Annotated in this window: 29 protein-coding genes; 21 read left to right on the plus strand and 8 right to left on the minus strand. The window is 56.4% G+C overall.

The features are described 5' to 3' along the window. Window positions 1-171: 171 nt before the first annotated feature. The 7 genes from CUC55_RS15680 (at window position 172) to CUC55_RS15715 (ending at window position 7,788) form a co-directional block, all read left to right on the plus strand. Window positions 172-651, plus strand: coding sequence for a 3-hydroxyacyl-ACP dehydratase FabZ family protein (locus CUC55_RS15680; RefSeq protein ID WP_067642680.1), 480 nt, complete (start codon window positions 172-174; stop codon window positions 649-651). A gap of 403 nt (window positions 652-1,054) precedes the next feature. Continuing rightward, window positions 1,055-2,251, plus strand: coding sequence for a beta-ketoacyl-ACP synthase (locus CUC55_RS15690; RefSeq protein WP_067642683.1), 1,197 nt, complete (start codon window positions 1,055-1,057; stop codon window positions 2,249-2,251). 12 nt (window positions 2,252-2,263) lie between these two features. Beyond that, window positions 2,264-3,550: a beta-ketoacyl-ACP synthase gene (locus tag CUC55_RS15695; protein WP_067642686.1), complete on the plus strand. Its 1,287-nt coding sequence runs from the start codon at window positions 2,264-2,266 to the stop codon at window positions 3,548-3,550. A gap of 53 nt (window positions 3,551-3,603) precedes the next feature. Further along, complete coding sequence (locus CUC55_RS15700; RefSeq protein ID WP_103088468.1) at window positions 3,604-4,632, plus strand: zinc-binding dehydrogenase; 1,029 nt, start codon at window positions 3,604-3,606, stop codon at window positions 4,630-4,632. A gap of 11 nt (window positions 4,633-4,643) precedes the next feature. Continuing rightward, window positions 4,644-5,573, plus strand: coding sequence for a lipid A biosynthesis lauroyl acyltransferase (locus tag CUC55_RS15705; protein WP_170063899.1), 930 nt, complete (start codon window positions 4,644-4,646; stop codon window positions 5,571-5,573). Window positions 5,574-5,807: 234 nt separating this feature from the next. Beyond that, a complete protein-coding gene (locus tag CUC55_RS15710) occupies window positions 5,808-6,500 on the plus strand; it encodes a hypothetical protein (protein WP_067642696.1) in 693 nt (230 codons plus the stop codon). Window positions 6,501-7,314: 814 nt separating this feature from the next. Further along, entirely contained in the window at window positions 7,315-7,788 is a 474-nt protein-coding gene (locus CUC55_RS15715; protein WP_425352867.1) for a PAS domain-containing protein, read from the plus strand. A 4-nt stretch (window positions 7,789-7,792) separates the two neighbouring features. Here the strand turns inward: CUC55_RS15715 and CUC55_RS15720 are convergent, their stop codons facing one another. Next, window positions 7,793-8,596, minus strand: a complete 804-nt coding sequence (locus CUC55_RS15720; protein ID WP_103088471.1) for a TSUP family transporter — start codon at window positions 8,594-8,596, stop codon at window positions 7,793-7,795. A gap of 24 nt (window positions 8,597-8,620) precedes the next feature. Here CUC55_RS15720 and CUC55_RS22765 point away from each other — a divergent pair, with 24 nt between their 5' ends. The 5 genes from CUC55_RS22765 to CUC55_RS15740 all read left to right on the plus strand — a co-directional run bounded on the left by CUC55_RS22765 (window position 8,621) and on the right by CUC55_RS15740 (window position 13,214). Then, a complete protein-coding gene (locus CUC55_RS22765) occupies window positions 8,621-8,788 on the plus strand; it encodes a hypothetical protein (protein ID WP_157940969.1) in 168 nt (55 codons plus the stop codon). Then, window positions 8,776-9,735, plus strand: coding sequence for a nucleoside hydrolase (locus CUC55_RS15725; protein WP_067642704.1), 960 nt, complete (start codon window positions 8,776-8,778; stop codon window positions 9,733-9,735). The genes CUC55_RS22765 and CUC55_RS15725 overlap by 13 nt, the downstream gene beginning before the upstream one ends. 249 nt (window positions 9,736-9,984) lie before the next feature. Next, the gene (locus CUC55_RS15730; protein WP_067644110.1) at window positions 9,985-11,205 is read left to right on the plus strand and encodes an LL-diaminopimelate aminotransferase; all 1,221 of its coding nucleotides are present in this window, start codon (window positions 9,985-9,987) and stop codon (window positions 11,203-11,205) included. Window positions 11,206-11,268: 63 nt separating this feature from the next. Next, complete coding sequence (locus CUC55_RS15735; protein ID WP_067642707.1) at window positions 11,269-12,579, plus strand: homoserine dehydrogenase; 1,311 nt, start codon at window positions 11,269-11,271, stop codon at window positions 12,577-12,579. Between the two features lie 125 nt (window positions 12,580-12,704). Continuing rightward, complete coding sequence (locus CUC55_RS15740) at window positions 12,705-13,214, plus strand: GNAT family N-acetyltransferase (protein WP_103088472.1); 510 nt, start codon at window positions 12,705-12,707, stop codon at window positions 13,212-13,214. Here the strand turns inward: CUC55_RS15740 and CUC55_RS23665 are convergent. After that, complete coding sequence (locus CUC55_RS23665) at window positions 13,196-13,771, minus strand: DUF1294 domain-containing protein (protein ID WP_425352858.1); 576 nt, start codon at window positions 13,769-13,771, stop codon at window positions 13,196-13,198. The genes CUC55_RS15740 and CUC55_RS23665 overlap by 19 nt on opposite strands. On the opposite strand from CUC55_RS23665, the gene gatB reads away from it, so the two are divergent. The 5 genes from gatB (at window position 13,679) to CUC55_RS15770 (ending at window position 17,293) form a co-directional block, all read left to right on the plus strand. Further along, window positions 13,679-15,181, plus strand: coding sequence for an Asp-tRNA(Asn)/Glu-tRNA(Gln) amidotransferase subunit GatB (gatB, locus tag CUC55_RS15750; RefSeq protein WP_067642713.1), 1,503 nt, complete (start codon window positions 13,679-13,681; stop codon window positions 15,179-15,181). The two genes, CUC55_RS23665 and gatB, sit on opposite strands and share 93 nt — an antisense overlap. Before the next feature lie 70 nt (window positions 15,182-15,251). Continuing rightward, complete coding sequence (locus CUC55_RS15755) at window positions 15,252-15,749, plus strand: GNAT family N-acetyltransferase (protein WP_103088473.1); 498 nt, start codon at window positions 15,252-15,254, stop codon at window positions 15,747-15,749. Continuing rightward, on the plus strand, window positions 15,746-16,219 hold the full coding sequence (locus CUC55_RS15760; protein WP_103088474.1) for a GNAT family N-acetyltransferase: 474 nt from the start codon (window positions 15,746-15,748) through the stop codon (window positions 16,217-16,219). Before CUC55_RS15755 ends, CUC55_RS15760 begins: the two co-directional genes overlap by 4 nt. A 111-nt stretch (window positions 16,220-16,330) precedes the next feature. Beyond that, entirely contained in the window at window positions 16,331-16,729 is a 399-nt protein-coding gene (locus tag CUC55_RS15765) for an NADH:ubiquinone oxidoreductase subunit NDUFA12 (protein WP_067642723.1), read from the plus strand. Between the two features lie 126 nt (window positions 16,730-16,855). Further along, the gene (locus tag CUC55_RS15770) at window positions 16,856-17,293 is read left to right on the plus strand and encodes a DUF2155 domain-containing protein (protein WP_103088475.1); all 438 of its coding nucleotides are present in this window, start codon (window positions 16,856-16,858) and stop codon (window positions 17,291-17,293) included. 9 nt (window positions 17,294-17,302) lie between these two features. Here CUC55_RS15770 and aat read toward each other — a convergent pair whose 3' ends face one another. The 5 genes from aat to CUC55_RS15795 all read right to left on the minus strand — a co-directional run bounded on the left by aat (window position 17,303) and on the right by CUC55_RS15795 (window position 21,197). Then, window positions 17,303-17,914: a leucyl/phenylalanyl-tRNA--protein transferase gene (gene aat, locus CUC55_RS15775; protein ID WP_103088476.1), complete on the minus strand. Its 612-nt coding sequence runs from the start codon at window positions 17,912-17,914 to the stop codon at window positions 17,303-17,305. Window positions 17,915-17,917: 3 nt separating this feature from the next. Next, window positions 17,918-19,261 carry an acetyl-CoA carboxylase biotin carboxylase subunit gene (accC, locus tag CUC55_RS15780; RefSeq protein ID WP_067644116.1) on the minus strand — a complete coding sequence of 448 codons (1,344 nt, stop codon included), beginning with the start codon at window positions 19,259-19,261 and terminating at the stop codon, window positions 17,918-17,920. A gap of 10 nt (window positions 19,262-19,271) precedes the next feature. Next, entirely contained in the window at window positions 19,272-19,754 is a 483-nt protein-coding gene (gene accB / locus CUC55_RS15785) for an acetyl-CoA carboxylase biotin carboxyl carrier protein (RefSeq protein WP_067642732.1), read from the minus strand. Window positions 19,755-19,781: 27 nt separating this feature from the next. After that, the gene (gene aroQ, locus CUC55_RS15790; RefSeq protein ID WP_067642734.1) at window positions 19,782-20,219 is read right to left on the minus strand and encodes a type II 3-dehydroquinate dehydratase; all 438 of its coding nucleotides are present in this window, start codon (window positions 20,217-20,219) and stop codon (window positions 19,782-19,784) included. A 210-nt stretch (window positions 20,220-20,429) separates the two neighbouring features. Then, on the minus strand, window positions 20,430-21,197 hold the full coding sequence (locus CUC55_RS15795) for a DsbA family protein (RefSeq protein ID WP_103088477.1): 768 nt from the start codon (window positions 21,195-21,197) through the stop codon (window positions 20,430-20,432). Between the two features lie 171 nt (window positions 21,198-21,368). Here CUC55_RS15795 and CUC55_RS15800 point away from each other — a divergent pair, with 171 nt between their 5' ends. From CUC55_RS15800 to CUC55_RS15815, 4 genes are all read left to right on the plus strand, one after another. After that, on the plus strand, window positions 21,369-22,526 hold the full coding sequence (locus CUC55_RS15800) for a pyridoxal phosphate-dependent aminotransferase (protein ID WP_173645912.1): 1,158 nt from the start codon (window positions 21,369-21,371) through the stop codon (window positions 22,524-22,526). Between the two features lie 87 nt (window positions 22,527-22,613). Continuing rightward, window positions 22,614-23,318, plus strand: coding sequence for an SDR family oxidoreductase (locus tag CUC55_RS15805; RefSeq protein ID WP_103088478.1), 705 nt, complete (start codon window positions 22,614-22,616; stop codon window positions 23,316-23,318). A gap of 175 nt (window positions 23,319-23,493) precedes the next feature. Then, window positions 23,494-23,871: a response regulator gene (locus CUC55_RS15810; RefSeq protein WP_067642744.1), complete on the plus strand. Its 378-nt coding sequence runs from the start codon at window positions 23,494-23,496 to the stop codon at window positions 23,869-23,871. Window positions 23,872-24,007: 136 nt separating this feature from the next. Next, window positions 24,008-24,844 (plus strand): response regulator, encoded by an 837-nt coding sequence (locus tag CUC55_RS15815; protein WP_103088479.1) that lies wholly within the window; start codon window positions 24,008-24,010, stop codon window positions 24,842-24,844. A 65-nt stretch (window positions 24,845-24,909) separates the two neighbouring features. On the opposite strand, the gene CUC55_RS15820 is transcribed toward CUC55_RS15815, so the two are convergent. Next, window positions 24,910-25,500: a carboxymuconolactone decarboxylase family protein gene (locus CUC55_RS15820; protein ID WP_067642750.1), complete on the minus strand. Its 591-nt coding sequence runs from the start codon at window positions 25,498-25,500 to the stop codon at window positions 24,910-24,912. Window positions 25,501-25,561: the final 61 nt, after the last annotated feature.

Here is a 25,561-nt window from a genome sequence, read left to right on the forward strand (position 1 = left end):
ACTGACCGATTGTTGCGACGTGATTGGATCCTCGGGACAAGCCCGAGGATGACGGAGACGGCGTTCTCACCAATCTGCCCCCGCCGATGAGGCGGGTTTCTGCTTTTTGGCGCTGCTGTGAAGCAACCCAACCGAACACATCCGCATCCTCGAACTTCTCACGGACGGAACATGCTTCTAGAATATTTCCAGATGGTGGACCGTATCGAGTCCATCGACAGGTCCGCTCGCATTTTGAAGGCTCGCTCCGTCGTGCCTGACAAAAGCCCGGTGTTCGAAGGGCATTTTCCCGGTATGCCGCTTGTTCCCGGTGTTCTCTTGATCGAGACGATGGCACAGGCGTCGGGTATGCTTGTTCTGGCGATGACCGATTTCGCGGCCATGCCGTTCCTGATGACCGTCGATGGCGCGAAGATGCGCACTTTCGTGGAGCCGAATGCGGTTCTGGATATCGAAGCCTATCTGGAGCATGACGGTTCGGGCTTTGCCGTGACCAAGGCGAAGATCACCTGTGACGGCAAGAAGGTGTGCGATGCGCAACTGAAGCTGCGGACCATGCCGTTTAGCGAAATCCCGCTTGGGCCTATCGTCAAGAAGCGTGCGGAAGAAGTTGGCCTTATGGCGGCCATTGCTGCGGATACATCGGTTTAAAAAGTTGAGAGAGTCATAAGGGCGCGACGGTGGGTGTGGTTTANCCCCCTCTGTCCTGCCGGACATCTCCCCCACAGGTGGGGAGATCGACTCGTTGAGACCTCTCGCGCATCTCTAAGGTTGCGTGTGGAANGGGGGGTAAGCGCCCAGCCAATCTCCCTCCTTGTGGGGGAGATGTCCGGCAGGACAGAGGGGGGTAAGCCACACCCACCGTCGGCTCCCTATACAAAAAGCCCCGTTTTTCCCCATGGACCTCTGAAAATCCATGCATTCCGCAGGCTGTTTGGCCCTTCGCCATTGCAAAGCCGCATCGTGAGCATTATTCCGCATGGCACATACGGTCATTGGACCGCNTTTTGAAAGCTGGCCTGCTTTATCATGGGCAAGCGACGAAGGATGACGGATTATGAAGTCTGACAATGATGTGGTGATTACCGGGGTCGGTATCGTGACCTGTCATGGTGTCGGTATCGACGCCCATATTGCCCTGCTTTCCGCAAGCGCTGCGCCTGACGCCATTGTCGAGACGGAGAAGTTCGCACCCTATCCCATCCATCCGCTGCCGGAGATCGACTGGTCGAACCAGATTGGCCGCAAGGATCAGCGCCAGATGGAAAACTGGCAGCGTCTCGGTGTTTTCGCCGCCGGTCTCGCGCTGGATGACGCCGGTCTGAAGGAAGACGCGGACGCCTGCGGCACCATGGACATGATCGTGGCTGCAGGTGGTGGCGAGCGCGACATCAATGTCGACACGCTGATCGTGGATGAAGGGCTGAAACGCAACGACCGCGAAGTCATGCTCAATGAAAAGCTGACCACGGAGCTTCGCCCCACGCTGTTTCTTGCCCAGCTTTCCAACCTGATGGCCGGCAATATTTCCATCGTTCACAAGGTGACGGGTTCTTCGCGCACCTTCATGGGTGAAGAAGCGGCAGGTATTTCTGCGGTCGAGACGGCGTTTTACCGCATCCGCTCCGGGGAATCGAGCCACGCGCTGGTCGGCGGTGCGTTTGCTGCTGAACGGCCTGATATGACGTTGCTGTTCGAAGCCATTGGCGCACATGCGCAGGGCGAGTGGCAGCCGCTATGGTCACGCGCAGACGGTGAGGGCGGTGGCATGATCACCGGATCGGTCGGCGCATTCCTCGTGCTTGAATCCCGTAAGCGCGCTGAAACGCGTGGCGCAAAGATTTATGCGCGTATCGACGCCATCGAGGGTGATCGCGGCGCACGCGAAGACGGCAAGTTCGAGCAGAGACTGGAGCGACTTCTGGCCCCGGCCAATGATTCTGCTGAAACCGTCATCTTCTCTGGTGCCAGCGGTTATGATGCCGTGACCGGTCGTGAAAAAGACGTGCTTCAAAAGGCGCTGCCCAAGGCCGCTCTTCGCGGCTTTGGCGGTGTAACCGGCCATGGGCTGGAGGCGCAGTTTCCGCTGGGCCTCGCCTTGGCAGCACTTGCGCTGAATGGCAATGCAAAGGTTCCGGCATTCGACAGTTCTGCTGAAACGCCAATGACGTCTGCCGCCGTTCAAGCGGTTGTGACGACGGTTGGCCATGTGCGTGGCGAAGGTGTCGCCGTGCTTTCCAATGACGTTTGAGGAGTAGACACCATGGCATCCAGCAGTTTCAGGGATCACCTCGGTCGNCCCATTGTTGCCGTTACCGGCATGGGCATTCTCACCTCGCTTGGTCAGGGGCTTGAAGACAATTGGGCGGCGCTGACATCCGGCAAGTCGGGCATTCACAAGATCACCCGTTTCCCCACCGACAATCTTTCCACCAGGATTTGCGGCACGGTGGATTTCATCGACATTCCCAAGCCCAACTCTGTCGAGCGTTCCTTTGCCTTTGCCCGCGAAACCACCATTGAGGCATTGGCGCAGGCCGGTATTTCGGGTGATTTCAACGGCCCGCTGTTTTTGGCCGCACCGCCGATAGAGCCGGAATGGAGCGCCCGTTTCGAGCTGGGCGACCGGTCTCCCCCTGCCGCAAAGCCGGGCGATGCCTATGACCGCTTCATGGCGGCGCTGCGTGAGCGGCCAGATCCTGAGTTTCAGGAGGCTGCACTATTCGGTGCGATTTCGGAGCGTCTTGCTGACCGTTTCGGTACGCGGGGTCTGCCTGTTACGCTGTCCACGGCCTGTGCTTCAGGTGCAACGGCTATCCAGCTTGGTGTCGAGGCCATTCGTCAGGGGCGCACAGACCGTGCTTTGACGGTTGCGACGGATGGCTCCGTCAGTGCCGAGGCGCTTATTCGCTTCTCGCTGCTATCGGCGCTTTCGACGCAGAATGAACCACCGGAAAAGGCATCCAAGCCGTTCAGCAAGGATCGCGATGGTTTCGTGATTGCCGAAGGTGCTGCAACGCTGGTGCTGGAATCTCTTGAAAGTGCGGTTGCTCGTGGCGCGAAAATCCTTGGCATCATCAAGGGCGCTGGCGAGAAGGCAGACAGCTTTCACCGCACGCGCTCATCGCCGGACGGCGGTCCAGCGATTGCGACCATTCGTGCAGCCCTTGCCGATGCGGGTGTTGCGGAAGGCGATATCAACTACATCAATGCTCACGGCACATCGACGCCTGAGAACGACAAAATGGAATATGGCTCGATGCTTGCCGTGTTTGGCGAAGGGTTGAAGTCCATTCCTGTATCATCCAACAAGTCGATGATCGGTCACACATTGACGGCAGCCGGTGCGGTGGAAGCGGTGTTTTCGCTACAGACCATGCTGACCGGCACCGTTCCGCCGACCATCAACTACACCAATCCCGACCCGACGATTGCGCTGGACGTGGTGCCGAATGTGAAACGCGATGCGGATGTCACCGCCGTGCTTTCCAACTCCTTCGGCTTTGGCGGACAGAACGCAAGCCTTGTCATGACGCGGGAACCGGCTTAATCGGTTCTCGAAATCGAAAACAAAAATAACGCCTCCGGGCGAAGGACTTCATTATGCGCGCCTTGCAACTCGTAGATGACCGTAAGCTTGAAAGAGTGGAACTGCCTGAACCAGAGGCGCCAGCGCCCGGTGAAGTGACACTTCGGGTCAAGGCCGTGGCGTTGAACCACATCGATGTCTGGGGCTGGCGCGGCATGGCATTTGCCAAACGCAAGATGCCGCTCACCATCGGTGCGGAAGCATCCGGCGTGGTCGAGGCCATCGGCCCCGGTGTCTCGAACGTCTTGCCGGGTCAACTCGTTTCTATCTACGGCGCGCGCACCTGCGGCCGTTGCCACCACTGCGTGGCGGGCCGGGATAACCTGTGCGAAAATGTGGGCGGTGTTCACGGCTTCCATCTGGATGGTTTTGCGCAGGAAAAGATCAATATTCCCGCTCGCCAGCTCGTTCTCGCACCGCCGGGTATCGACGCGGTTGCGGCAGCTCTTGCCCCTGTAACCTTCGGTACCGTGGAGCATATGCTGTTCGACAATGCCAAGCTTCAGCCCGGCGAAACGATCCTCATTCATGCGGGCGGTTCGGGCATTGGTTCTGCCGCCATCCAGCTCGCCAAGAAAATGGGCTGCACGGTCATCACCACAGTTGGTTCCGATGACAAGATCGAGCGAGCCAAGGCGCTGGGCGCCGATCACGTTATCAACTACCGCGTCGACCGCTTCGAAGGCGTCGTTCGCAAGTTGACGAAGAAGAAGGGCGTCGATGTCGTTTTTGAGCATGTCGGCAAGGACACATGGGCGGGGTCGATGTTCTGCCTGAAGCGCGGTGGACGCCTTGTGACCTGCGGTTCCACATCAGGCGTTTCTGCGGAAATCAACCTGATGATGCTGTTCCAGCAGCAGTTGAAGCTGCTGGGCTCCTTCGGTTGCCGTATGGNAAACATGGCAAATGCCATGCAGAAAATGGCGCGAGGCCTTGTGCATCCGGTCATCGATACCGAAGTAACCTTCGACACGATCGAGATGGCGCTGGAGCGGATGGAAAGCCGTCAGGTCTTCGGCAAAATCGTCCTACGGATGGATTGATACTTTTGNAAATGTTTATAACGCGCATTGTCCTGGCGTTCGAAAACTTCCGCCAGTGGCTGAATGCGACGATTGCGTTCAGTGTTCTGAACCTCTTGAAGCTTTTTCCTGCCGACCCGGCCATCCGGTACGCGGACAAGCTTGCCCGCAAGATCGGCCCTAAAACGCCGCGCCACAAGCTGATGCTCTATAATCTCGATCGCGCTTTTCCCGAGAAATCGGAAGCGGAGCGCATGGACATCGCGCTGGACAGCTGGGGCAATATGGGGCGGATGGCTGCGGAATATGTGTTCCTCGATCGCCTGTTCGATTTCGATCCAGCCAACCCCAAGCCGGGGCGAGTCGAAGTCGTCGGCACCGAGACGTTTTTGGAATTGCGCGACAATCCACGGCCCTTCATCGTGTTTACGGCGCATTCGGGTAACTTTGAGCTTCTTCCGGTTGCGGGTTCGGCATTCGGGCTGGATGTGACGGTGTTGTTTCGTCCACCGAACAATCCCTATGTCGCCAAACGCATTTTCGATTTCCGTAAGGAGCGCATGGGTAACCTTGTGCCGTCTCATGCAGGCTCGTCTTTTGCACTGGCGCGGCAATTGGAAAAGGGCGGTGGCATAGGCGTTCTGGTTGACCAGAAGTTCAGAAAAGGCCTGCCGACGAAATTCTTCGGCAACGACGTGTTGACGAACCCGTTGCTGGCAAAGCTGGTCCGCCAGTTCGGCTGCGATGTTTTCCCCGCGCGTTGTATTCGGTTGCCGGATAATCGTTACCGGCTGGAAATCGAGCCCAAGGTCGAGATACCTCTGAACGAAAAAGGCTCTGTCGACGTGCAGAAGACGGCACAACTTTTAAACGACAAAGTTGAAAGCTGGGTGCGGGAATATCCCNGACAATGGTTGTGGTATCACGACCGCTGGCATATTAAACGTCATGTCAAGGACTAGAATAACGTAGTTGTGACAAACAACATCTCACGATTGTGAATGCATATTGTTCTTCACAATTTATGAGATTTGTTAAAGCCGTATTGCGTGTGTTAATTTATCTTGTGTCTGTGATGGCGGTGCTGTTTCTCGTTACGTCANTTTTTACGGTGATACCCTACAACGAGTCTCGTAACGCTTGGCGGAGTGTTTTTGAGAGTGCGATTGGCGCACGATCATCCGGGGAGAGTCGAGTTGAAAGATTTGATTGAACTGTTCTGGCAACGGTATTCGGAGCTTAAGGGCGCCGTTGACCGTAACGACGCCCCGAAAATTGCGATCCTTGATCGTGAGCTCGATGCATTGCTGGAAAGTGTTACCAGCCGTAAGACCAAGACCAAGTCCGAGGTTCTTGAGCAGTTCCGTTTCGCGATCGACCTCCTGAATGAAGAAGCGGAGGACACGGGTTGTGTACAGCGCAATTCAGAACTGCTGCGCAGGCTCGTGGATCGATATATTGGTGCGGGACTGCCCTATGACGGCGTGACACCCGATGGCGAGGCCGCAAGCTGGAGCCCTTATGTCATTCTCGACGAAGACCGGCTGGATGATCTGGACGAGCGCGTCTTCGTTGTGTCTCCAGGATATCGCATCAACTACACCAATGCCATCAACGCCCAGTGCTACGAGGCGAAAACCAACGACCTCGTCGGCCGGCACATCGCAGAATTCATCGGCATTCACCATTTCCAGCAAGCGCTGCGTGACAAGCTGGACGCATGCTTCAAGGGGCAGGCGGCCAAGTACACCTATGCGGAAGACATCGATGGGAACACGGTGGTGCGATCCTACGAAATGTCACCCTGCTACTCGCCGTCATACAAGCTCGTCGGCGCTATCATCGTCGTCAAGGAACTGGCCGATCGTCGTCATCGTGCGGTCGCCTAAGGCACCGTCGCATTTTCTGCCGCCAATTTAAGCCTTTGTACGCTACCGCACCATGTCTTTTGACATTTCTGTTTTAATGCCATTACTGACGACTAGGCCTCTTCGCGCGATTTTTTGGATGTCCCGACAGGCATTTCAGGTGAAGTATTCATTCTGCAAGATCATCTTGTAATTCAATTCCTCATTAATTTTGAGTAGAAATACGCCGTTTGGCTTGTATTCGNTTTTTTGGCAGCCAAAATTTCCAGTATATTTCAAATTATTAATGAACATCAATTTGCGCGTGTATGCAACATCCATGCGCGGCATGGCGGTAAATCTATATAACAAAAGTTAATCCGTGAACGTCTATAGGTAGAAACTAGTGTATTGACGGATTGAACGGCAATAGTGTTCATATCCGTCGTTGGGGTTTTTCCTTGGTCGCCGTCGGTCGGTCGTTCGCGCCGAGGCAGAGTCGATGAGAATTTGCCCGAGCAATAGCTTTTGAACGAAGGACGTTTCTGGATCCGGCGCGGCGACGTTGATCGTGGCGCCTTACAGAAACTTGGGTGATGAAATGGAGGCTCCAATGCTCGGACTCCTCGAGACTTTCGCGCAAAAATGCATGCAGTTGAAGCAGGCTGTGGCTGGTGGCCATGATGATCTCGTGCGCGCGCTTGACCGCGAACTTGAGCCTATGATCGAGGATATTCTGTCCTACAAGGCGGAAACCCGTGAGGACATGCTTATGCAGTTGCAGTTCCTGAACGGCTTGATCCGCGACGAAGCGGACGACAAGTCGAGCGTGACGCGTCGTAGCGCTGCCATGTCGATGCTGTTTGACCGTTACCTTCGCAGTCCCGATACCGATAGTGACAGCGTCCANCCCCCATCATTGCGCGGGACGAACAGCGACATCGCGTTCCAGACGGCGGACCAGCCGTCGTTTAACGAAGCGGTTCTCGACAGCCTGCCGGACCGGGTTGGCGTCATCACCAGAGATTACCGCTATGTCTATTCCAATCAAGCCAATGCGCAGTATCTAAGCCATACGACGCTTTCCATGATCGGCTGTCATGTGTCTGACTTTATCGGCGAGGAAAGCTTCAGTACATTGGCCAAACCGGCATTCGAAAAATGCTTCAGGGGTGACACGGTGGATTATATCCATACCGGCTTGCGTGACGCCAAAAGCTTTTTCACGCGCTGCCGCATGACGCCTTTGCGCGGATCAAGCAATGAAATCATCGGCGCGATCATTGTTCTTCACAATGCTGACCAGACCGTTGAATTCGAGCGCAGTTGAGCCCTTAGCTGCCTGTCAGGCTGGAGAAGAAAGCGGACACCGAGGAGGCCGCGCCTGAATCCAGCAGCAATTTGGTTGCCATTGCCAAGCAGGAAATGACCAGCAGCGGGCGAATGATTTTTGCGCCGTTGCTCATGGCCAGGCGCGAGNCCATCTGGGCACCCAAAAACTGCCCCAGACCCATGACAAGTCCGAGCTTCCACAGGATTGCGCCGCTGAACGTAAAGACGAGAAAGCTGCCGAAATTGGAGCCGAAATTGAGAAGCTTTGTGTGCGCTGTTGCCTTCAGCATGCCGAAACCGGCAAGCCCGACAAAGGCCAGCATGTAAAAAGAACCGGCCCCCGGTCCGAAGATGCCGTCGTAGAAGCCAACCAATGGAACGATGGTCAACCCGAACACGAAGGGCGTGATGCGCTGATGGCTGTCGAGGTCATTGAGGTTGGGTTTGAAGGCAAAATACAGTGCGATGGCAATCAGCAGGAAAGGCATGATGGCACGCAGAATATCTGGCGGCACGAATGAGGCTGTCAGCGCTCCGAAGATGCCGCCGACGAATGCCATCATCGCCATGGGGAACTGCTTTTTAAGGTCCACATGGCCGCGCCGCGCATAGGCGATGGTGGCCGACGCCGAGCCAAACTGCGCTTGCAGCTTGTTGGTGCCGAGCGCTTCGAGCGGCGGTATGCCGAGAATCAGCATGGCAGGAATGACAATGAGGCCACCACCACCGGCAATCGAATCCACGAAGCCCGCAAAAACGGCGACAAGAAACAGGATGAGAAAAAGCTGAAGGGCGATGTCTTGCACGGGAGCATTCCGGAGGGACTGTAAATGATGACAGCTTCTTTCACCGAATCCTGCCTGTTGCAACGCTTTTCCGCCCGTGGAGCAGAAGGCATTGCGTCGATTGCGCGTCCGTCTATTGTGCGCTCGCTGTTTCGTCAATTTCAGGGCGATTCTGCTGACAAAGAATTCGAGGACATGGCATGCACAAGGTAATTTTCGACACGGACCCCGGCATCGACGACGCAATGGCGCTGCTGTTTCTGCACCGCCACCCGGATGTCGATCTTATCGGTGTCACGACGGTGTTCGGCAATGCACCGCTGGATATTACCACCCGCAATGCGCTGTTTCTCAAACAGCAGTGGGGCATGACGGCACCCGTGGCCAAGGGCGCGGGCGTCACGTTCGACCCATCGCGCCCGGAAGGCCATTGGCCGACATTCATCCACGGCGAAGATGGTCTCGGCAATATCGGTGTTCCCGAAGAAATCGATCTACCGCTCGATCCGCGTCCGGCACACCATTTCATCATCGATACCGTCAAGGAAAATCCGGGTGAGGTGACACTGATCGCCGTTGGCCGCATGACGAACCTTGCGCTGGCGCTGCGTGAAGACCCAGATTTTGCCGCTCTGGTCAAGAATGTCGTCATCATGGGTGGCGCTTTCGACATTAACGGTAATGTCAGCCCCGCAGCAGAAGCCAATATTCATGGCGATCCTGAAGCCGCGGACCTGGTGTTCACCGCGCCGTGGCGCGTGACCGTCGTCGGCCTTGATGTCACGACGCGCACCGTTATGACCGCCAAATTCATGGATGAGATGGCAAAGGAGGGCGGGGCGCCCGTCCAGCTTCTGTCCGATCTGTCGCAATTTTACATCGAGTTTTACACTCAGCGCACCGGCGATGGAATGGTGGTGCATGACGCTTGCGCCTGCGTCTACCTCACCAACCCCGAACTGTTCCAGACACGCAGTGGCGCGGTTCGTGTGGTCTGCGGCGGCATCGCAGATGGCCAGACGATCCAGAAGCCGGATGGCGTCGGCTTCCCGCCTGGAAACTGGGACGGGCACCCGAGCCAGCTCGTCTGCACGGATATCGAGCCCGAACGTGTACTTTCGGTCATCCGTTCTGCAGTTGTGCAGGGTGAGCGCGGCTGATTGATCGCCCGCGCCGCCAAACGCTAAGGCTCGCCTTGCATTTTAGNAAAAACTCGCGTTATGCAGGTTTTTGATGCGTCGTGTGGATTTTACCGACTATGGTCGGCTTTGGNAAACCAATTCGTGNTTTTCAGCACATGCGCTACAGTTAAACTATACGGTTTCGATGTGTTCGTGTCGGCTGTATTTGAAACCNAAAAACGAACGTTCTGTGAGCCGGTTCATCCGGCTCATTTCCACGAGGNAAAGATGGAAGAGTTTCACAAGGTCAAGCGTCTGCCGCAATACGTCTTCGAACAGGTCAACCGTTTGAAAGCGAGCGCGCGAGCGGGTGGGGCGGATATTATCGACCTTGGCATGGGGAATCCAGACCTTCCAACGCCGAAGGCCATTGTCGACAAGCTTTGCGAAGTCGTGCAGGATCCGCGCACGCACCGTTATTCTTCGTCCAAGGGTATTCCGGGCCTTCGCCGTGCACAGGCGGGCTATTATGCCCGTCGCTTCGGCGTGAAGCTGAACCCGGATACGCAGGTCGTTGCCACGCTCGGCTCCAAGGAAGGCTTCGCCAACATGGCGCAGGCGATCACTGCGCCGGGCGATGTCATTCTCTGCCCGAACCCGACCTATCCGATCCACGCGTTCGGTTTCCTCATGGCCGGTGGCGTCATTCGCTCGATGAATGTCGAGCCGGATGAGACCTTCTTCGGCCCGCTGGAGCGCGCGGTTCGCCACTCCATTCCAAAGCCGCTGGCGCTGATCATCAACTACCCTTCCAACCCGACAGCACATGTTGCATCGCTGGATTTCTACAAGGACATCATCGCTTTTGCGAAGAAGCATGACCTCATCGTGCTCTCGGACCTTGCCTATTCCGAAATCTATTTCGACGACGCCAACCCGCCGCCTTCCGTGCTGGAAGTGCCGGGCGCCATGGACGTGGCTGTTGAGTTCACCTCCATGTCCAAGACCTTCTCGATGCCCGGCTGGCGCATGGGCTTTGCCGTTGGCAACGAGAGACTGATCAGCGCGTTGACACGGGTGAAATCCTATCTGGATTACGGTGCATTCACGCCAATCCAGGTGGCTGCAACCCATGCGCTGAACGGAGATGGCACCGACATTGCCGAAGTGCGCAGTGTCTACCGCCGCCGTCGCGACGTGATGGTGGAAACATTCGGCAAGGCCGGTTTCGAGGTTCCACCTCCTGCAGCCACCATGTTCGCATGGGCGAAAATTCCGGAAAAATTCCGTCATCTCGGTTCTCTGGAGTTTTCCAAGCTGCTCGTGGAGAAAGCCGATATCGCGGTTGCTCCCGGCGTCGGCTTTGGCGAAATGGGCGACGATTACGTTCGCCTTGCACTCGTTGAAAACGAACATCGAATTCGTCAGGCAGCGCGCAATTTGAAGCGTTTCCTGTCGACAGCGGACGATACGTTGCACAACGTCGTTTCGCTCAACGCCCACCGTTAAGGGCACATAACCGGGTGGCCGTTTCAGGCCACCTCTTCACGTCAGCAAATCAGGAATATACCAATGGCAGATTCATTGAGAATCGGCATAGCGGGACTCGGCACCGTCGGCTCTTCGCTCGTGCGCATCCTCCAGCAGAGAAGCAACGAACTTGCGATTACCTGCGGACGCGCAATTGAGATTATTGCCGTCAGCGCACGCGATCGTTCGCGTGATCGCGGTCTCGATCTCAAGGGTATTACTTGGTTCGACACGCCTGAAGAGATGGCGAAAAAAGCCGAGATCGATGTTCTCGTGGAACTGGTCGGCGGTGCCTCTGGCGCTGCCGAAAAGGCCGTGCGCGCCGCATTGGCACGCGGTCTCCATGTGGTGACAGCGAACAAGGCGCTGCTTGCCAAGCACGGTGTCGAACTTGCCATCATGGCGGAAGAAAAGGGCGCACTGCTGAACTTCGAAGCAGCCGTGGCCGGCGGCATCCCCATCATCAAGGCGCTGCGTGAATCGCTCACCGGCAACCATGTGTCGCGCATCTACGGTATCATGAACGGTACCTGCAATTACATCCTGACCAAGATGGAAAAGGAAGGCCTTTCGTTTGAAGCCTGCCTGAAGGAAGCGCAGCGTCTGGGTTATGCCGAAGCCGATCCAGCCTTCGATATCGAGGGTAACGATACCGCCCACAAACTGGCTATTCTGACGACGCTTGCCTTCGGGTCCAAGATCGCCGCTGATGACATCTATCTCGAAGGCATCTCCAATATCTCCATCGAGGACATTCAGGCAGCGGCCGATCTCGGCTACCGCATCAAGCTGCTTGGCGTGGCGCAGGTTACGGAATCCGGCATTGAGCAGCGTGTGCATCCGACCATGGTGCCGCTGGATTCGGTCATTGCGCAGGTGGACGGCGTGACGAACGCGGTTGCCGTCGAATCGGATATTCTCGGTGAACTGCTGATGGTTGGTCCGGGTGCTGGTGGCAACGCAACGGCATCTGCCGTGCTGGGTGACATTGCCGACATTGCCAAGAGCCGTCCCGGCGTGCAGCAGGTGCCGGTTCTCGGTCGCCCTGCGAAATCACTGACCGAATACCGCCGCGCCAAGATGAAGAGCCATGAGGGCGGTTACTTCATCCGCCTGACGGTAAAGGACAAGGCAGGCGTTTTTGCCAGCATCGCGACGCGCATGGCGGAAAACAACATCTCGCTGGAATCCATCGTGCAGCATTCGCGGGTTCCCGTCGAAGGCGGTGCCCAGACCATCATTCTCGTTACGCATGCGACGATGGAAGATGCCATTCGCAAGGCTGTCAAAGCCATCAAGAGCGAAAAATATCTGGTGAACGAACCGCAGGTCATTCGCATCGAACGCACCTGATTCCGCTGGNTTTCAACCATGAGTGACAATGCCATCGCCGTTGGGCGGTGGCTTTTGTCCATGGGGTCTCGCTGGCCGAATCGAAGGTCGGATGATCTATTGGATTTCACAAACGGAGAGGCCTAGTGATCTTTATCCGCCCAGCCAGAGAAGGTGACGCAACCCTGCTTGCGGCCATTGGTCTGCGGGCGTGGGCAAACGCCACATCGGCTATTGGCGTAACGGAAGAGTTGCGGGACAATGCGCGTGCCGCATTCGGTAATTTCACGCACTCCTCATGGCTTGCCATCACGGTTGCAGAGGCTNATGGCACGATTGTCGGTTGGGCGGCGCGCGAACATTTCGATGAGACGATCACAGATTTCTGGATCGATCCGGTCTACCAACGTCAGGGTGTCGGGACGGCACTTCTAGTTGACATCGAGCGGCAGATCGTGGCGCGCGGCTACGCTGCCGGAAGGCTGGAAAGCCATGCGCAAAACGATCAGGCCGTTTCGTTTTTCCGCAAGCATGGATACAGTGTCAGCTGGNTTTCCATGAAATATTCGGAAAAGCTGGATCGTGACGTGCAATCCATGGGGCTGCGAAAACAGCTGGTAGACATAGAAATCGGCGGTTACGGCTTCGGTTTTTGAGCCATTGTTTCCAGGGCATGGAGCGCAGCTTTCGGCCAGGTCGGCATGATGATCAGCGATGCGCCAAGCACGAGCTGCACGATGACGATGAAGAGCAGGATGCTGCGAAATGGCTCTTTTCGGGTTTTATGACGCAGCATGCGCTGGGCGACAACCGCACCGGCGCTGCCGCCCAGAAAGGCAAGCCAGAGCAGGGTGGATTCGGCGACGCGCCACTCGCCTTTCCTTGCAGCCTCCTTGTCCCACCAATAGATAAGGAAGACCAGGAGGTTGAAAGCAAGATAGGTCGCGAGAGATAAAGCCAGAATCATCATGGCGCGATTGAAATTCAAAATTGTNAAAAAATGATCTTCACTCTGGCCNAAAGATGCAGCTTTCATGCCTTTGGCGCGACAAGCCTTGCGCCACGATGCCAATTGTTCTACCTCACCATAGACAGAAATTCCGTATATTAAGAGCTTGATATGACCCTTGTAGACGTGCGCACGCCAGACCCGAAACGCTTCATTCCCGGCGCCACCGGCGATTGGGAAATCGTCATCGGCATGGAGGTGCATGCGCAGGTTCTGTCCAATTCCAAGCTGTTTTCCGGCGCTTCCACCACCTTCGGCAACGCGCCGAATTCCAACGTTTCGCTGGTGGATGCGGCGATGCCTGGTATGCTGCCTGTCATCAACGAGGAATGCGTGGCACAGGCTGTGCGGACCGGTTTGGGCTTGAAGGCACAGATCAACAAGCGCTCGATCTTCGACCGTAAGAACTATTTTTATCCGGATTTGCCGCAGGGCTATCAGATTTCGCAGTTCAAAGACCCGATCGTCGGTGAGGGCAAGATCGTGATTTCGCTTGGACCTGACCGTCAGGGCAATTTCGAAGACATCGAGATCGGCATCGAGCGTCTGCATCTGGAGCAGGATGCGGGCAAGTCGATGCACGACCAGCACCCGACCATGTCCTATGTGGACCTGAACCGTTCCGGCGTGGCGCTGATGGAAATCGTCTCCAAGCCCGATATGCGCTCGTCCGATGAGGCGAAAGCCTACATGACGAAGCTGCGCTCCATCGTGCGATATCTCGGCACCTGCGATGGCAACATGGACGAAGGCTCCATGCGTGCGGACGTGAACGTTTCCGTGCGTAAGCCGGGCGGCGAGTTCGGCACACGTTGCGAAATCAAGAACGTCAACTCTATCCGCTTCATCGGCCAAGCCATCGAATACGAAGCACGTCGGCAGATCGCCATTCTCGAAGATGGCGGCTCGATCGATCAGGAAACCCGGCTGTTCGATCCCGGCAAAGGCGAGACGCGCTCCATGCGTTCCAAGGAAGACGCGCATGACTATCGTTACTTCCCGGATCCTGATCTGCTGCCGCTGGAATTCGACGATGCCTTTATCGAACGGATGAGCAAGGATTTGCCGGAACTGCCTGATGACAAGAAAGCGCGGTTCGTCAGCGAGCTCGGCCTCTCGGTCTACGATGCCTCGATCCTGGTTTCGGAAAAGGCGATTGCGGATTATTACGAACTGGTCGCCAACGGCCGCGATGGCAAGATTGCCGCCAACTGGGTGATCAACGACCTTCTGGGCGCGCTCAACAAAGCGAGCAAGGGCATCGAAGAGACTCCGGTTTCTGCCGATCAGCTTGGCGGTATCATCGACCTCATCAAAGCCAACACGATCTCCGGCAAGATCGCCAAGGACCTGTTCGAAATCGTCTGGAACGAGGGCGGCAACCCGGCGGAGATTGTCGATACCAGGGGCATGAAGCAGGTCACGGATACGGGCGCCATCGAAAAGGCCGTAGACGAAATCATTGCTGCCAACCCGGATCAGGTCGAGAAGGTGAAGGCAAAGCCGACGCTCGCCGGCTGGTTCGTCGGTCAGGTCATGAAGGCAACGGGCGGCAAGGCCAACCCACAGGCCGTGCAGGAACTGGTCAAGGCGAAGCTTGGTCTTGAGGAGTAAGCGCTCCTATCGGTGACGTCGAAGCCGGGATTGCTCCCGGCTTTTCTATTTCAAGACTAAGGGGAATATCGTGTTTTTTATTCGCACGGCCAGTGAGCGCGATATTGAGCCGGTGAGGGCGCTCTTGGCGCGGACTTGGCATGCCACCTATGACGCGATCTATGGTGCGCAGCGGGTCAGTCAGCTGATTACCGAGTGGCATTCTCTCGCCGCCATGAAAGAGCGCGTTCNAAAAAAGGGTGGCGAGTTTTTGGTGGCTGATGATGGCAAGCGCATCGGTGGGATGGGTTATGCCGCCATGTCGGGCAAGATGTCCAAGACGGCGCTGCTGCACCAGCTTTACGTCGATCCGAACTTTCAGCGACAGGGCGTCGGGCGCGACATTTTCGCGGAACTCGAGACGTGTTTCCCGGATGCAGAAATCATGCGGCTTGAGGTGGAGCCGAAGAACACCGTCGCCATCGCTTTTTACGAGGGATTGGGTTTTGTCGAGGTTGACCGTGTCGAACGCATGGCAGGTGTTGTCGGTTTGCCGGGTATCGCGATGGAAAAGACGCTGACGCGATGAGCACGAGCCCGGAAAACCTCGTCATTCGGTTAGCGCGGGAGAGTGACCTGCCTGCGCTCGCAGCGATGTTTGCTGCCGACGAACATGGCGGTCACGGCGATACGACCGACGTGTCGGCGCAGCCGGATTACCTTTCGGCGTTTCGTGCCATAGAACGATCATCCAACGAGACGCTTTATGTCGCGGAACTGGACGGCAAGGTGGTCGGGACTTTTCAGACGGTGATTCTCACGAAGCTCGTCGGTCGTGGCGCAACGTCGATGAAGATAGAGGCGGTGCAGACCCGTGATGACATGCGCGGTCGCGGTATCGGTGGGATTATGATCCGCTACTGCATCGATGACGCTNAAAAACGCGGTGTCAAAAACATTCAGTTGATATCGAACATGACCCGGGTTGATGCGCACCGGTTTTACGATCGTCTCGGCTTCGAGAAGCGCCATCTCGGTTTCAGCATGACACTGAAATAGCAGCTGACGGCCGGGGAAATACTGGACAATTGGCGCTTGGGGCGGCATAAGCTTGTGCTGTGCTGCGCAATCCAAATCGCCGCAGTGCATTCAAGCCCCGAGGAATGGATAATGAAGACTCTCCTGACGCAAATCTTCACCTGGTGGAATGGCCAGACGATCGGAACGCGCTTTCACACATGGCGTTTCGGGAAGAAGGTTGGACAGGACGAGTTGGGCAACACCTATTATGAAGGTGGAACCACATCCTGGGGCATGCCGCGTCGTTGGGTCATCTATAATGGTTATGCTGATGCATCCGCGATCACGCCCGGCTGGCATGGCTGGATGCACTACCGCACCGACGTTCCGCCAAGCCAGGAAAGCTACACGGCACGCGAATGGGAAAAGCCGCACTTGCCGAACATGACCGGCTCGTCCAAGGCTTACCGTCCGCAGGGCTCGCTTGCTGTTCCCGGTGAACGTCCACGCGTGACCGGTGACTACGACGCCTGGACACCCGGCAACTGATTGCGTTTGGGTGGTGAGCATGGCCTACGTATGTGCCGCCACGTCACCCGTTTTCGCCACATTCCGCCTGTAGGCGTTGAACTCTCGCCGGATTGGCGCGGGAAATCTTTCTGGAGACGGTTCGATATGGGAAAATTCACGCGAGATCGTTCTTTGCGTGCACTGGCTGTGGCTTTTGTTGCGCTTTTGCCCATGACTGGCTTCGTCTCCTCCGCCTCTGCCGCTCGCATTGNAAACCGCGTTGCGGTGTTTTCCGGTATCGACAAGATCACCGGCCGCATCACCTCATTCGATGTTTACCTGAACGAGACGGTGCAATTCGGTGCGCTTCAGGTCACACCGAAGGTCTGCTATTCCCGCGACGACACCGAAGCGCAGAAGATCGACGCTTTCATCGAAGTCGATGAAATTACCCTCGATCGCAAGATCAAGCGCATCTTCACTGGCTGGATGTTTGCAGATAGTCCCGGCCTGAACGCCGTCGAGCATCCGATCTATGACGTGTGGCTGACTGGCTGCAAGCAGGAATCGGACGTGCCCGCTCCGTCTTCTGCCAGCAAATAATCCAGAAAATCAAAATGCAAGGCTTGGGCGATTGACCGCAGGCTCCAGCATTTTTGAATAATCCGCCTTCGGAACGTCGATTGCCCCGAATGTCTTCAGATGTTCGGTGGTGAACTGTGTGTCGAGAAGGGTGAAGCCTTTTTCGCGCAGGTGCTCGACAAGGTGGACGAGGCAGATTTTGGATGCGTTCGTGCGCCGTGNAAACATGCTTTCGCCGAAGAAGGCAGAGCCGAGCGATACTCCGTAGAGGCCGCCTACGAGCTCATCACCCTCCCAGGCTTCCACGCTGTGCGCGTGGCCGATGTCATGCAACTCGTTATAGAGGCGATGGATTGTGCCGTTGATCCATGTGCTGGGCCGATTGTCCGCTTCGGCTGCACACCCGATCATGACCGCATCGAACGCCGAATCGAACCGGATATCGAACGGCTTTTTGCGGATGGCCTTGGCCAGACTTTTTGAAACGTGNAAATCATCAAGCGGGATGACGCCCCGCATGTCCGGCTCTACCCAGAACAGTTCGGGGTCATCAGCCGAATCGGCCATGGGAAACAGGCCGATGGAGTAGGCGCGCAGCAGAATATCGACGTCGATATCGTCATTTCTGCCGCGCCGCCCCATATCTTACTTCGCGTCGCCAGCCAGATATTTTTCCAGCCAGTGGATGTCATAATCGCCGTTCAGAATGTCTTCGTTCTGCAGAAGGTCCTGAAACAGCGGCAGGGTGGTCTTGATGCCGTCTACAACGAATTCGTCGAGCGCACGACGCAGGCGGCGAATGCATTCGTCTCGGTTGCGACCGTGCACGATCAGCTTGCCGATCATGCTGTCGTAGTAAGGTGGGATCTTGTAGCCCTGATAGGCGCCGGAATCCACACGCACACCGAGGCCGCCGGGTGTGTGGAAATAGGTCAGCGTGCCGGGAGACGGCACGAACGTGCGTGGGTCTTCGGCGTTGATGCGGCATTCGATGGCGTGACCATTGAACTTCACCTCATCCTGCGTCACCGAAAGGCCTTGGCCGGATGCAACGCGGATTTGCTCCTGCACGAGGTCCATGCCGGTGATGGCTTCCGTGACCGGATGCTCCACCTGAAGACGGGTGTTCATTTCGATGAAATAGAACTCGCCGTTTTCGTATAGAAACTCGATGGTGCCTGCACCGCGATACTTCAGCTTGCGCATGGCATCGGCGCAAATTTCACCGATCTTCATACGCTGCTCGACGGTGAGCGCGGGTGAATTGGCTTCTTCCAGAACCTTCTGGTGGCGGCGCTGCAACGAGCAGTCGCGTTCGCCCAGATGAATGGCCTTGCCTTCACCATCGCCAAACACCTGCACCTCGATATGGCGCGGCTTGCCGAGATATTTTTCCATGTAGACGGCGTCGTTGCCGAAAGCGGCAAGCGCTTCGGAACGGGCTGTCGAGACGGCTTCTTCAACTTCCGACTCGTCTTTCGCGACCTTCATGCCGCGTCCACCGCCGCCAGCGGTTGCCTTGATGAGAACCGGGAAACCGATCTTTCGGGCGATTTCCAGAGCGTTCTCAGGCTTCACTTCGCCGTCCGAGCCGGGAACTACGGGAATGCCGAGTTCCAGCGCGGTCTGCTTGGCGGTGATCTTGTCACCCATGATGCGGATGTGATCGGCGGTCGGTCCAATAAAGGTGATGCCGTGCGCGTCGAGAATATCCGCAAACTTGGCGTTTTCGGACAGAAAGCCGTAACCGGGGTGAACGGCATCCGCACCGGTGATTTCGCAGGCCGCAACGATCTGGTGAATGTTGAGGTAGCTGTCACGTGAAGGCGGTGGGCCGATGCACACACTCTCGTCGGCAAGGCGCACATGCATGGCATCGGCGTCAGCTGTGGAATGCACGGCGACCGTTGGAATGCCGAGTTCCTTGGCGGCGCGCAATACGCGAAGGGCGATTTCGCCGCGATTGGCGATGAGGATCTTGGATACCATGAAATCAGCCTTATTCGATGACCACGAGGGCTTCACCATACTCTACTGGCTGCGAGTCGTTGACGATGATTTCCGTCACCTTGCCGGACTTTGGTGCCGGGATCTGGTTCATTGTCTTCATCGCTTCAACGATCAGAAGCGTCTGGCCTTCCTTCACGGTCGCGCCGACTTCAACGAATGGACGCGCGCCGGGAGCGGAGGACAGATAGACGGTGCCAACCATGGGCGACGTCACCGTGTTGGCAGGGTTGCGGGCAGGGGCCGCAGGTGCTGCCGTGCCGGGTGCGACGGCCGGGGCAGCAGCTGCTGCGGGGGCGGGAGCAGGGGCGTATTGTGCGGGTGCTGTTGCGTAAATCGGCGCAGGAGCTGCACGCGACACACGAATACGCATGTCGTCCTGCTCGACCTCGATCTCGGAAAGGTCGGTGTCGTTGAGAATGTTCGCGAGGTCGCGGATCAGTTCCTTGTCGATACCGTGTTTCTTTTCAGACATGACAAACCCTATTCTGATTGTTTCTTTTTATGCCGTGATATTTTTCAAAGCGTTGAGCGCCATGATGTAGCCATACGGCCCGAAACCGCAGATCATACCCTTGGCGGCGGGCGCTATCATCGATTTATGGCGGAATTCTTCGCGTGCGTGGATGTTGGAAATGTGCACTTCCAGCACAGGAACGGAAATGGCGCGGATGGCGTCATGCATCGCAATCGACGTGTGGCCATAGGCACCAGGATTGATGACGACACCGACGGTGCGTTCGCCTGCCTCGTGCAACAGGTCCACCAGAGCGCCCTCATGGTTGGACTGATGACACTCGACCGTAAAACCAAGCTCTTTACCCGCTTTGACGCAGTCGTCCTCAATGTCCTTCAGCGTCTTGCCGCCATAAATGCCCGGCTCACGTTTTCCCAACATGTTGAGATTGGGTCCGTTGAGGACAAAAATCGTGTTGCTCATTCGAAAGTTCCGCCAGAAAATCAGCGCCACCTATAGACCGCACAACTGCGAAGGAAAAGCCCCGAAGCGCTCAAAGCAGGGATTGTCCTTAATCTTATGGGGNTTGAAGGTGTTTTTGGTAGATTATCGCTCGCAGAAGACGCGCCGAGCGTTCAAAGGAGGCCTGTCTCTCATTCCAGCGGGAGCGCAGGAATGAGAGACAGGATGTCATTAAGAGCACGTCGCCTTACCGCAGGCGCGCATATTGGCGATCTTTTCNTTTAGCGGGGTCGTGCCGACTGCGCCGAAAATGGCTTCGTTGCCGATGACGTAGGACGGCGTGCCGGTGATGCCGAGGTTGGTGGCGAGCTGGTAGGTTTCCTTAACCTGGGCGTCGTTGGGATTTGCCGCCATGGATTTGCGGATATCTGCTTCTTTGATACCAAGCGATTCTGCGACTTCGATGGCGCTTGCCTCGTTGGCCCGGCCCGTGCTTCCGAGCAGTGTGCGCTGGAATTCCGGATATTTTTCAGGTGCCAGAAGTTTGACGGCGTTGGAAACCTTGTGTGCCTCCAGTGATTCCGGCCCGAGAATCGGAAACTCCTTCAGAACGAAGCGAACATTCTTGTCGGNTTTCAGGATGGCGTCGACGTCGCTCATCGCCCGTTTGCAGTAGCCGCAATTGTAGTCGAAGAACTCGACCAGCGTCACATCGCCATTCGGGTTGCCCAGCGACAAATCATAATCAGACTGGAAAATGGTTTTCTGGTTGTCTGCTACAGCCTCGGCTGCCTTGGCGTTGCGCGTGTCATATTGCTTGCGCTCAAGAGCCTCCTGAACCTCCAGCATGATCTCCGGGTTCTCGATCAGGTATTCCTTGATGAAGGCGCCGAACTCTTTTTTCTGCTGGTCATCCAGCGCATGGGCGGGGAGCGATACGAAAACCGTGGATAGGGCCGTCAGGCAGGCAAAAGCCGTGGATTTTAGGGAAAGTGCCATGTCGGTCCTCATCGTTTTGTTGCAGAGTAGTGATTCTGTTGTCCCACGCAATTACCCTAATTCGATGCGATTGCCATATCGCAAAATAAACCGGCCCGTTGCGATCTCGCCATTGTGAAGACCGTAATAATGCGGCAAATCTCCGACAGTTTGACAAGAAAGAACATGCTTTTGATAACGTTGTCCAAGCGAAGCGCGGTCGAGCCATTCCATGCGATGGATATTCTGGCAGAAGCCAACCGTTTGAGACAGGCGGGAAGACCGGTAATTTCCATGGCCGTTGGTCAGCCCTCGCATCCCGCCCCCAAGGCTGCGCTGGATGCTGCCGACGAGGCGCTGAAACACGGCCGCGTTGGCTACACCGATGCGCTTGGTCTGCGCGATTTGCGTGAAGCCATCGCCTCCAGTTACCGCATGCGCCACGGTGCCATCATTGATCCTGCCCGCATTGCGGTGACGACCGGATCTTCGGCGGCATTCAATCTGGCATTTCTGGCTCTGTTCGATCCCGGTGATGCCGTCGCGATTGCGCGTCCCGGATATCCGGCATACCGCAATATTTTAAAAGCGCTTGGTCTTCACGTGGTCGAGGTGCCGGTTACTGCGGAAACCGGATATACGCTGACGCCTGCAAGCCTTGAGCGCGCCGAGACCAAAGCCGGGCACAAATTGAAGGGTGTGCTGCTGGCAAGTCCGGCCAACCCGACGGGCACGGTGACGGGACGTGAAGCGCTGAAGCGGCTGGTGAATTATTGCGACAGCCGTAACATCGCGTTCATTTCGGATGAGATTTATCACGGGCTGACATTCGTCGGCGAGGAGACGAGTGCCGCCGAGATCAGCGAGAACGTCGTCGTCATCAATTCGTTTTCGAAATATTATTGCATGACGGGTTGGCGTATCGGCTGGATGGTGCTGCCTGAAATGCTGATACGACCGGTCGAATGTCTTGCGCAAAGCCTGTATATTTCAGCGCCCGAGCTTTCGCAGCGTGCCGCCAAGGCCGCTTTTTCCGCAGAAGACGAGCTTGATGTCTACAAGGAAAGTTACCGCACCAACCGCGATTTCCTGATGAGCCGGCTCCCGGAACTGGGCCTGCCGCTGGCATCCCCCATGGACGGCGCCTTCTACGCCTATGTCGATACCAGCCGCTATTCGAATGACAGCATGGATTTCGCCAAGCGGATGCTGGCGGAAATCGATGTTGCGGCGACGCCGGGGCTGGATTTTGACCCCTTGGAAGGCCACCGCGCGCTGCGATTCTCCTATGCCGGTTCCGTGTCCGACATTGCCGAAGCGGTCGGTCGGATCGGCGGCTGGCTGAAATAAAGCTGTCATCTTCCATCAATGATTTTGGTTCGAACTTGCTGGTGAAACCGGTTAAGTTCGAGTTTCAAGCAGGATGGGAGAACAACGATGTCGGCAGAAAAAGTAGCGGTGGTAACGGCGGGTGGCAGCGGCATGGGCGCTGCGGTGGCGAAACGTCTGGCGGCAGATGGCTACAAGGTCGCGATCCTGTCATCGTCCGGCAAGGGTGAGGCGCTGGCTGCAGAGCTTGGTGGCATCGGCGTGACGGGTTCGAACCAATCCGTCGATGATCTCAAGAGGCTTGCCGATCTCGCTCTTGAAAAATTTGGGCGGATCGATGTGCTGGTCAATAGCGCCGGTCACGGTCCGCGTGCGCAAATCCTGGAAATCACCGATGAGCAGTGGCATACGGGTCTCGATGTCTATCTGCTAAATGTCATCCGCCCGACACGCATCATCGCACCTGTCATGGTGTCGCAAAAGTCGGGTGCTATCATCAATATTTCCACCGCCTGGGCGTTCGAGCCAAGCGAGATGTTTCCGACCTCTGCCGTATTTAGGGCGGGGCTTGCCGCCTATACCAAGATTTTCTCGGACACCTATGCGCCACACAACGTGCGCATGAATAACGTTCTACCGGGCTGGATAGACAGCCTGCCCGCAACGGATGNCCGACGTGACATGGTGCCGATGCAACGTTACGGTAAAAGCGAGGAAATCGCGGCAACCGTCGCATTTCTGGCGTCGGAAGGGGCGGGGTATATTACCGGCCAGAACCTGCGGGTGGATGGTGGCCTAACCCGTTCCGTGTGAGCGTTCTTCCTTTACAAGACGAATGACAGGTTGATGTGCCTTGCCCATTTATCCCGTGGAGAAGTCCTGATTCCGCGCACGGGAAAGGAACTTGCATGGCTGGGTGGCGTTGTTCAATCCAAGGTCAAAAGTTTTCACGAACACGACGCTTGGATGTAAAAGCAGGTAACCAGTCATGGGACAGCGCAACGCATACGCCAGACAAGTGGTACTGGTCGTCGAAGACGACCCTCTCTTACGCATGATGGCGGTCGATCTTGTCGAAGATGCAGGCTTTGACGCAGTGGAGGCTTGTGGTGCCGACGAGGCGATGGAAATTCTCGACAGCCGCCAGGACATCGACGTGTTGTTTACCGATGTCGATATGCCCGGGAGTATGAATGGGGTTGGGCTCGCAAACTGGGCCCGCAGAGCGAACACCCCATTGGGGATCGTCGTGACGTCTGGGCACCACAACCCGTCAGAAGAGGTTTTGCCGGAGCGCAGTGTGTTTTTTCCGAAGCCCTATGACTTTACCAAGGTCGTCGATACGTTGCGCCTGATGACTGTATGAGTTGCTTCGCTGCGCGCAGCAAGACAATGGTTTGCGAATAAGTAACCATAGTTCACACGTGGTTTTATGGATTAATTATTCTGNAAATATCAGCAGTTATAGTCGCTTTCAAGGATTTCGGGTATTTGGGGGCACTATGAACTTTCTGGGAATTACGGGCATGCAGTATTCTGGCGTGCCANTTCGCGACACAAGAATATTGCTTGCCGAAGACTCCAATGTCTTCACCCAGATGATCGGCTCTCGTCTTAAGGAGTTGCTTGGACTTTCTGTCGAAGTCTGCCGCAACTTTGAAGAATTGCAGGAATGCTACGAGCGCTCCTCCGAAGAGGTGACGTTGGCGATTTCCAACATCAACTTGCCCGGTGCAGAGAATGGTGAGGCACTGGAATATCTTGTCGATCTCTCCATTCCTACCATTGTTTTCACCAGCACATTCCATGAAGACACGCGCGAAAAACTCCTCACAAAGGAAGTTGTCGACTATATTCTCAAAGACAACGTTTTTGCCGTCGATATGCTGACAGAATCGGTCTGCCGCTTCCTGACCAACCACCGCCATCATGTGCTGATCGTGGATGACAGCCCGACGGCACGTGCGCTGCTTTCAAGCCGTCTGAAGCGTTACAACTTCCGGGTAAGCCTTGCCGACAACGGCGCGAAGGCGCTTGAGCTCTTGAAGAACAATGCGGACATCAGTCTTGTTGTAACTGACTATAATATGCCTGACATCGATGGTTTCGAGCTGACACGGCGCATCCGCACGATGCGTGGGTCGCACGAACTGCGTATCATCGGTGTGTCGTCGTCCACCAACCGCCTTCTGTCGGCGCGCTTCCTGAAAGCTGGCGGCAACGACTTCATGCTGCGGCCCTTCATCGATGAAGAGTTCTATTGCCGCGTGAACCAGAACCTGGACACGCTTGTGCAAATCCAGGCTGCCAAGATGCACAGCAAGAAGGTCGCAGCCTAAGGCTGGACGTTGGCAGGTGGCACGCGTTGGTGCCGCCGCCTTTATGCTGTTTGCAAACGTATGCGTCAGACTTCCTTTTCGACCGGGCGGCCCATTGCCAGTTTATCGGCAAGTTCCGGGCCGAGTTTGTCCACATAGGTCTGGTCTGGAGAGGTGCCTAGCGCATCCAGCGTCTTGGAAAAGAAACAGCGTGCAGATGCTGCCGCTACGATGTCAAAAATCTCCGCATCCGTAAGAGCGTGTGTTTTGAGCGCGTCGATATCGGCCTGCGTGATCGATGTCGCATCGCGCACAACTTTGGTAGCGAAGATCATGATGGCGCGTTCCTGATCGTCCAGCGGTGCGTCGTCTTGCCCATCAACGATAGCCTCCAACTGATCACCCGAAACACCTTCGCGCACCAGCACCGCCCCATGGGCCAGCATGCAGTAGGAAGAGCGAAGTTCCCGGGCTGCGGCGAGCGTCACCAATTCGTAGCGTCGCGGCTCAATATTGCCGCGCAAGCTGACCAGCAATGCACTCCAGCTTTCCATGACCTCCGGGCGATGACCGAAGGCCCGATACATATTGGGAAGATATCCGTATGTCTCCTCGGCGCCGCGATACATTTCTGCTGTCTTGCGGCTGGCTGTCGGCTCTGGCGGGGCGATGAACATGGAACTCTCCTGTATTTCAACTCTTTCTGAAATGCGTGAGCGCGCAATTGGATCAGTTCGG

Source organism: Agrobacterium bohemicum, assembly GCF_002896715.1.
In the GTDB taxonomy this organism is placed as follows: Bacteria; Pseudomonadota; Alphaproteobacteria; order Rhizobiales; family Rhizobiaceae; genus Agrobacterium; species Agrobacterium bohemicum.